The 7392-nt window shown below is 51.8% G+C and carries 8 protein-coding genes; all 8 read right to left on the bottom strand.

Features of this window, described 5'->3' with window-relative positions; genetic code table 11:
- Positions 1–210: 210 nt before the first annotated feature.
- The gene (locus tag Pmgp_RS18540; protein WP_134216070.1) at positions 211–1053 is read right to left on the bottom strand and encodes a YitT family protein; all 843 of its coding nucleotides are present in this window, start codon (positions 1051–1053) and stop codon (positions 211–213) included.
- A 363-nt stretch (positions 1054–1416) separates the two neighbouring features.
- A protein-coding gene (gene prfB, locus Pmgp_RS18535; RefSeq protein WP_134216068.1) for a peptide chain release factor 2 occupies positions 1417–2524 on the bottom strand; the annotation gives its coding sequence in 2 pieces (ribosomal slippage) (positions 1417–2454 and positions 2456–2524; 1107 coding nt in all).
- Positions 2525–2545: 21 nt separating this feature from the next.
- Positions 2546–2773, bottom strand: a complete 228-nt coding sequence (locus Pmgp_RS20975; protein WP_134216066.1) for a type II toxin-antitoxin system HicA family toxin — start codon at positions 2771–2773, stop codon at positions 2546–2548.
- Complete coding sequence (locus Pmgp_RS18525; RefSeq protein ID WP_134216064.1) at positions 2770–2973, bottom strand: type II toxin-antitoxin system HicB family antitoxin; 204 nt, start codon at positions 2971–2973, stop codon at positions 2770–2772. The genes Pmgp_RS20975 and Pmgp_RS18525 overlap by 4 nt, the downstream gene beginning before the upstream one ends.
- A 125-nt stretch (positions 2974–3098) precedes the next feature.
- Complete coding sequence (secA, locus tag Pmgp_RS18520) at positions 3099–5765, bottom strand: preprotein translocase subunit SecA (RefSeq protein WP_134216063.1); 2667 nt, start codon at positions 5763–5765, stop codon at positions 3099–3101.
- A 207-nt stretch (positions 5766–5972) separates the two neighbouring features.
- Complete coding sequence (gene hpf, locus Pmgp_RS18515) at positions 5973–6494, bottom strand: ribosome hibernation-promoting factor, HPF/YfiA family (RefSeq protein ID WP_134216061.1); 522 nt, start codon at positions 6492–6494, stop codon at positions 5973–5975.
- 116 nt (positions 6495–6610) lie between these two features.
- Positions 6611–6808, bottom strand: coding sequence for a cold shock domain-containing protein (locus Pmgp_RS18510; protein WP_134216059.1), 198 nt, complete (start codon positions 6806–6808; stop codon positions 6611–6613).
- A 318-nt stretch (positions 6809–7126) separates the two neighbouring features.
- Positions 7127–7392, bottom strand: a 266-nt coding sequence (locus Pmgp_RS18505; RefSeq protein ID WP_205078032.1) for a hypothetical protein, incomplete at its 5' end; no start/stop codon positions are given.

The raw sequence follows: 7392 nt of genomic DNA, 5'->3' as shown, positions 1-7392 counted from the left end.
CCTTCAATCTTGTCTTTGTAACGTTCGGTAAGTAACATTGTACGTTCCCCTATGTCGCTGTTATGATTGCACAGTATTTCGACATGGGTTTAATAAATCCTATTGGTTCCGGCTTGTCCGGGTTAGGGATTGTTCATTGGATTATTTCGCTTTATTGCTTCATTTTTGTTTTTTGACCTCGTTTTACCTCCCAAATTCAGTTGTTGAACGCTACTTGTATTCCTTAAAACCTTCCCCCAGCACTTCGTGCACATCTGCCAGGATTACAAAAGCTAAAGGGTCAACCGAGTAAACGATCTCTTTCAGGCGAGTTACCTCAGATCTACTTACAACGGAAAGGACTACCTCCATTTCTGTACCGGTGTAGACTCCCCGCACTGGCCAGGCGGTGGCTCCCCTGTTTAGTCCCCGCACTATAGAATCCGCTATATTCGGCGCCCGGCTGGAAATGATCAGGAATGCCTTGGCGTAGCTAAAGCCTTCTTGGACCAGATCAATAAGCCAGGCAGTGACAAAAATGGTAATCAGGGCATACATAGCCAGTTCGGCGGAGTTAAAGGCTATCCAGGCGGCAATGATAACCGACGCATCCACCAGAAAAAGCAACTGTCCTATGTTCACCCCTGTGTAGGTGCGCAGGACCGCCGCGGCAAGGTCAGTCCCCCCGGTGGTGCCATTATGCTTGAACACCAGCCCAAGCCCCAGGCCCACCAGTACGCCGCCAAAGAGGCTCGCCAACAGGATATCGTTGGTAGGCGCGGGAAGGAATGGCGCAAGCAAGTCCACTGCCAGGGAAAGGGCAATAGTCCCGTAAAGGGAGCGGAAACCAAAGCGCAGCCCCATGCGGTAAACTGCCAGGGCAAAAAGCGGCACATTCAGAGCAAGCATGGCAATCCCTACCGGCACGTGGATTAAATGATGCAGAATCGTGGCAATGCCGCTGACCCCTCCGGCGGCAATCCTATTGGGAATTAAAAATAAGTCCAGCCCCAGGGCAACGAGGATGACCCCCAAGGTGACTCCGCATATTTCTCTGGTTATCTTCGGGATCATAATGAACACTCCAGAAAATAAAGTGGGCAGAATGAGACAAGGGGACGGTTCTCCTGTCTCAGGTCCACCTGCTACCTGATGAAAGCTTGGTAGTCCATTGCTAGGATGTCCTAAAAATTCGGGCGTTATTAGGTAAGCTTCTTGCCGGGGCACGATCTCATCCGGTTAGCGAGCAGCCGGATACTGGTCAAACAAAGGGAAACATCACTTTAGATGACCCCACAAATAGAAAGAGCCGCTAACAATTTAGCGGCTGCAGACAGCATATCACTCTGCTGTCTGACGTCTTTATTTTCTTAGTCCATTTTACTCCTTGACCCTTAAGGATTCTCATTCTCACGTCCCACGTCTCATTTCTCAGGTCTAACTCTGGGTGCGGGCTTTTTCTTTAAGATAGGCCGCGATAAACGGGTCGATCTCACCGTCCATCACGGCGTTGATGTTGCCTGTTTCCTGACCGGTCCGGTGGTCCTTCACCAGACTGTAGGGGTGGAATACGTAAGAGCGGATCTGGCTCCCCCAGGCGATTTCCTGCTGGTCGCTGCGCATGGCCGCCAGCTCGGCCTCTTTTTTGCGGAGTTCCAGGTCAATTAGTTTGGCCTTCAGCATCTTCATTGCCGCCAGCCGGTTTGACAGCTGGGAGCGTTCATTCTGGCAGGACACCACAATGCCGGTAGGCAGGTGGGTGATCCGCACTGCCGAGTCAGTTTTGTTGACATGCTGGCCTCCGGCGCCGCCGGAGCGGAAAGTGTCAATTTTTAAATCATCCTGGTTGATCTGCACGTCCATATCGTCATCCACTTCAGGCAGGACGTCCACAGAAGCGAAAGACGTGTGCCGGCGTCCGGCGGTGTCGAAGGGTGAAATGCGCACCAGCCGGTGCACACCCTTTTCTGACAGAAGGTAGCCGAAAGCGTTGGGGCCGATAACCTCTATGGTAGCGCTCTTAATGCCCGCCTCATCACCGGGCAGCATATCCAGGATGCCCACTTTGTAGCGGTGCCGCTCCGCCCAGCGGCCGTACATCCGGAGCAGCATTTCCACCCAGTCCTGGGCTTCCGTGCCCCCTGCCCCGGCGTGCAGGGCCAGGATGGCGTTGCCGCGGTCGTAAGGCCCGTTCAACAGAACCGCCATCTCCAGGTCAGCGACCATCCGCGCCACAGCGGCCAGACCTTCCCGGGCTTCGACGGCGACAGCCTCGTCCTGCTCCTCCTCACCCAGTTCAATCAGCACTTCCACTTCCTCGAATTTCCCGGCTAGCTCCTGAAAAACCGCTACCCTGTCGCGCAGGTTCGCCACCCGCTGTACTATCTTTTGCGCAGTTTCCTGGTTGTCCCAGAAACTGCAGTTATGCATCTGCGTTTCCAGCCGGGCAATTTCCTCTTCTTTGCCGGCTATGTCAAAGAGAAACCCTCAAATCTTCCATTCGTTTGCCCAGCGGCTCAAGCTCCCGTTTTAACTCTGCAAACAATTTGTATCATTCCTTCTGTATCTATAATAGTTTAAGAAAAGTTTTTAAATCTAAGTTAGCTTGTTTTAGTATATGTGTTAGCGTAGAACGTTTTACTGGAATATGTGCGGGTATAGTAATCTTTAATGTTTCATCCTTTATCCGCTTTTGCATACGGATATGACTGCCTTTTTGCCTTATCACTACCCATCCGTTACGCTGCAAGGCCCTTACTATCCTATAATACGACAGGCTGGGTACTTCACTCACAGTTCTAACTCCCGGACTATAACTTTATCATGAACAATATAGTCGTCTTCTACGGGTTCAAGATACAGTTCTATGGCTTCCCTAATATTCTTTAGAGCTTCTTCCAGCGTATCCCCTTCACTTATACAACCTGGCAGTGAAGGTACAAAGACAGTAAAACCACCTTCCTCGCTAGGTTCTAACATTACTTTAAATTTCACTTTCCCACGCCTCCTTCTTTTGTTCGAATGAATTCGAACCTACAAAGGATATCCTTTCAGATGAATCATCTACCCCCAAAATGCCAGTTCTTTTATTCTGGCTCCTGAATTCCGACTTCTGTATTCTATGCCTTTTTCTCTGCTTCCGCCCGGCCGCAGCATTTTTTGTACTTCTTGCCGCTGCCGCAGGGGCAGGGGGCATTTCGTCCCACTTTGCTTTCCTTGCGAACCGGCTGCCTGGCGCCTTCTTCGGCATAGCGGTTTTCCACCACCTGGCGCTGCTTCTGCTGCTCGGGCTGGACTACATTAACCCTGAAAATATAGCGCACCACATCGTCCTGGATGGTGTTGATCATATTCTGAAACATTTCGTAGCCCTCGAACTTATACTCGATCAAGGGGTCTTTTTGCCCGTAAGCGCGCAGGCCGATGCCTTCCCGCAGCTGGTCCATGGCGTCCAGGTGATCCATCCACTTGTCATCCACGATGCGGAGCATAATCGCCCGCTCCACCTCGCGCATGGTTTCCGGGCCCAGCTCCTGTTCCCTGGCCTCATACGCCGCGTGAGACTGTTCGGCTAAAAATTCCTGCAGTTCCCTGCGGCCCATGTCCTCCAAATCCTCCGGGGTAAGCTTGTGGCCTGGCAGGAAAAGCTGTTCGGCTTGATCCAGCAGCCCTTTCAAGTCCCACTCTTCCGGGTGGACGCCTTCAGGCGCGTAAACACTCACCAGGCGCTCCGCTGAGGCGTCGATCATCTCCAGGATATTATCCTTCAAGTTTTCACCGGTCAGGACCTGGCGCCGCTGCCTGTATATCAGCTCCCGCTGCTGGTTCATCACGTCATCGTACTGCAGGACGTGCTTGCGGATGTCGAAGTTGCGGTTTTCAACCCTCTTCTGGGCAGTTTCAATGGACTTGGAGATCATGGAGTGCTCTATCGGCATATCTTCTTCGATGCCCAGGCGGTCCATAATCCCGGAGATATTGTCCGAGCCGAAGAGGCGCATCAGGTCGTCTTCCAGCGAGCTGTAAAACTGGCTTGAGCCAGGGTCGCCCTGGCGGCCGCAGCGGCCGCGCAGCTGGTTGTCGATACGCCGGCTCTCGTGACGCTCCGTGCCCATAATGTGCAGGCCGCCCAGTTCAACTACCCTGCGGCGCTCTTCTTCAGTCTGCCGGCGCAGCCTGTCTAGAATTGATTGATAGACTCTTTCTTCCGCCTCTGCCTGGGCTGCAATTTCTTCAGCCGTTTCATACCGGTGACCCTCCCTGCGCATTTCCAGGCGGGCGAGAAACTCGGGGTTGCCGCCCAGCAGTATGTCGGTACCGCGGCCGGCCATGTTGGTGGCTATGGTCACCGCGCCCAGGCGGCCGGCCTGAGCGACTATTTCCGCTTCCTTGTCATGATACTTGGCGTTCAACACCTGGTGAGGTATCCCCTTCTTCTTAAGCATGCTGCTCAACACTTCTGATTTTTCAATTGATATGGTGCCTACCAGCACCGGCTGCCCCTTGGCGTGCCGCTCTGCGATCTGATCCACTACCGCCCGGAATTTGGCCTGTTCAGTTTTGTAAATAACATCCGGTATATCCTTGCGGATCATCGGCATGTTGGTGGGGATCACCAGCACATCCAGGTTGTATATCTTCTTGAATTCCTGTTCTTCTGTGGCCGCTGTACCGGTCATGCCGGCCAGCTTGTCGTACATCCTGAAATAGTTCTGAAAGGTGATCGTGGCCAGGGTTTGGGATTCGCGCTCAATTTTGACGTTCTCCTTGGCCTCGATCGCCTGGTGCAAACCGTCGCTGTAGCGCCGGCCGAACATCAGCCGTCCGGTAAACTCGTCAACTATGATCACCTGGCCGTCCTTCACCACGTAGTCCTTGTCCTTTTTCATCAAGGCGTGGGCTTTCAGGGCCTGGTTCAGGTGGTGGGTGAGCTCGATGTTTTTATCGTCGTACAGGTTCTCAACACCGATCATTTTTTCCACTTTGGCCACCCCGGACTCGGTAATGGCCACAGTATGCGCTTTTTCGTCCACATTGTAGTCGGTTTCCCGGATCAGGCGGGGCACGATCCTGGCAAAGGTGTAGTACAGGTCGTTGGATTTTTCCGCCTGGCCTGAAATAATCAGCGGTGTCCTGGCCTCGTCGATAAGAATGCTGTCAACCTCGTCGACAATGGCGTAGTTCAGCTCGCGCTGGACTAACTGGCTGGGATGGTGGGCCATGTTATCCCGCAGGTAGTCAAATCCGAACTCGTTGTTGGTGCCGTAAGTAACGTCAGCATTATAAGAACGCTTACGCTCATCCCAGTCCAGTCCATGTACAATCAGACCGACGCTTAAACCCAGGTAACTATAAATCCGGCCCATCCACTCGCTGTCGCGGCGGGCCAGATAGTCGTTCACCGTAACCACGTGAACACCCCTGCCGGTCAGGGCGTTTAAGTAAACCGGCAGGGTGGCCACCAGGGTTTTGCCTTCACCGGTTTTCATCTCGGCTATACGCCCCTGGTGCAGCGCTATCCCGCCCAAAAGCTGGACGTCAAAATGCCTCATCCCCAGGATGCGCCGGGAGGCCTCCCGCACCACGGCAAACGCCTCGGGCAAAATGTCTTCAAGTGTCTGGCCGCCGTCCAGCCTCTCCCGGAAAACAGCAGTCATACCTCTGAGATCGCTTTCAGACAGAGCAGTCATGCGCGGCTCCAATTTATTAATTTCATCAACGGTCTTTTGCAGTCTTTTTACTTCACGGGCGTTGTCGTCAAGCCAGTCTTTAATAAACCCGAGCATTAGCTTACCACCTCAATTAATTAGACGTGGGCGTCTGCACAAATCTCTTTAATTCAGACAACCTGATAATATTTCACTATCTTAATATTATACTTCATCCTAAAGTTTACCGTCAATTACGGCGCGGCCGCCCGCCGGCAACCCGGCTCTTGCACCGGCCCTGTTACGTAAAAAGCGCGCCCGGTAGGCGCGCTTCTCAGATCTTGATTAAAACTCCGGCTCAATCAGCCCGTAATTGCCGTCTTTGCGCTTATAGACCACGTTGACCTGATCAGTGTCGGCGTTGGAGAACACAAAGAAATTATGGCCGAGCAGGTTCATCTGAAGCACCGCTTCCTCCACCGGCATAGGTTTGATGGCGAAGCGCTTGGTCCTGACCAGCCGCGGCTCATCGTCCTCCTGGACAGCGGCGGGTTTGCGCTGGTCGTTGACATAGCGGGCGCCTCTCTTTTGCAGCTTGCCTTTATACCTTTCAATCTGTTTTTCCAGCTTTTCCACTACAAGGTCGGTGGAGGCGTACATATCACCCGTACTTTCTTCTCCTCTTAAAATCATCCCGTTGATGGGGATGGTTACTTCGATCCGGTGGAAACCCCTTTCAACAGTCATGGTTACCTGAGCTTCACCAAGATTGTCGATGTATTTATCCAGTTTGCCGAGCCGCTTTCCGATGTAGTCTTTTAAAGCCTCAGTCGTGTCAATATTTCTGCCGCGCACCTGTATCTTCATGAAGACACCCCTTTCGTGTATCTTTGTACTCCTATTATTCCCCAAGGCAGTAAAGATCCAGTCTAAATCATATTTAGATTTAAATACCCCAGGTTTTGGCTGGGGTATTTAAGAGTTTATATTTTCGTCACGTTGGCCGCCTGCGGCCCCCGAGCGCCTTCGACGATATCGAATTCAACCTTTTGACCCTCGGCTAGGGTCTTAAAGCCTTCTTCCTGAATCGCCGAGAAGTGGACAAATACGTCCCCGCCATCCTCCCTCTCGATAAAACCGTAACCCTTCTCCTGGTTAAACCACTTAACCCTACCAAACACAAACATACCTCCTAAGAAACTTGTTCCGATATCTTCTATACGTATAAAAATGTTAACATAAGTAAGATAAGATTGTCAAGCTTTCCAATTTGAACCCAGAGCTGACGCATGAAAATGTTTTTTAAATCTTGCGGGGTCTGGAATTGACGTTTTCGCAACTATTGCCTATTCGGTTATTCCAAAAATCACCGGTTTATCCGTATCAACACATCCTTAACTAAACCGTTTCTGCTCGTTTTAGCATGCCGGACATCTTCAACGGAAAGACGAGTAGCGCCGCGCAACCGCTGCCTAAGCTGTCTGTATCAGTTCAATTCGCTATGCCGCCAAACGGCTTGTTTTCCAATTTTCTTCGCGCACTAGTCGCAATTGACCGGGAGATTCGGTCAGCCGGCGAAGCCGCCCTGTATCCAACTCACTATAGGTCATAGCTTCATAAAACTTCTTGATGAAAGACTGAACCCCGACTGTTTTGACATGTTCCGTCAGGTAAAGCGAATGAAGCGCCATTTCATTTAACATACGGGCGATATGCATGAGGTAATGATACCCCCGCATCGCATTCCAGTCATGTGAAAAAATGT

The organism is Pelotomaculum propionicicum (assembly GCF_004369225.1).
Taxonomy (GTDB): domain Bacteria; phylum Bacillota; class Desulfotomaculia; order Desulfotomaculales; family Pelotomaculaceae; genus Pelotomaculum_B; species Pelotomaculum_B propionicicum.
The sequence above is the reverse complement of the archived record's forward strand: the minus strand, read 5'-3'. Positions and strand labels throughout refer to the sequence as shown.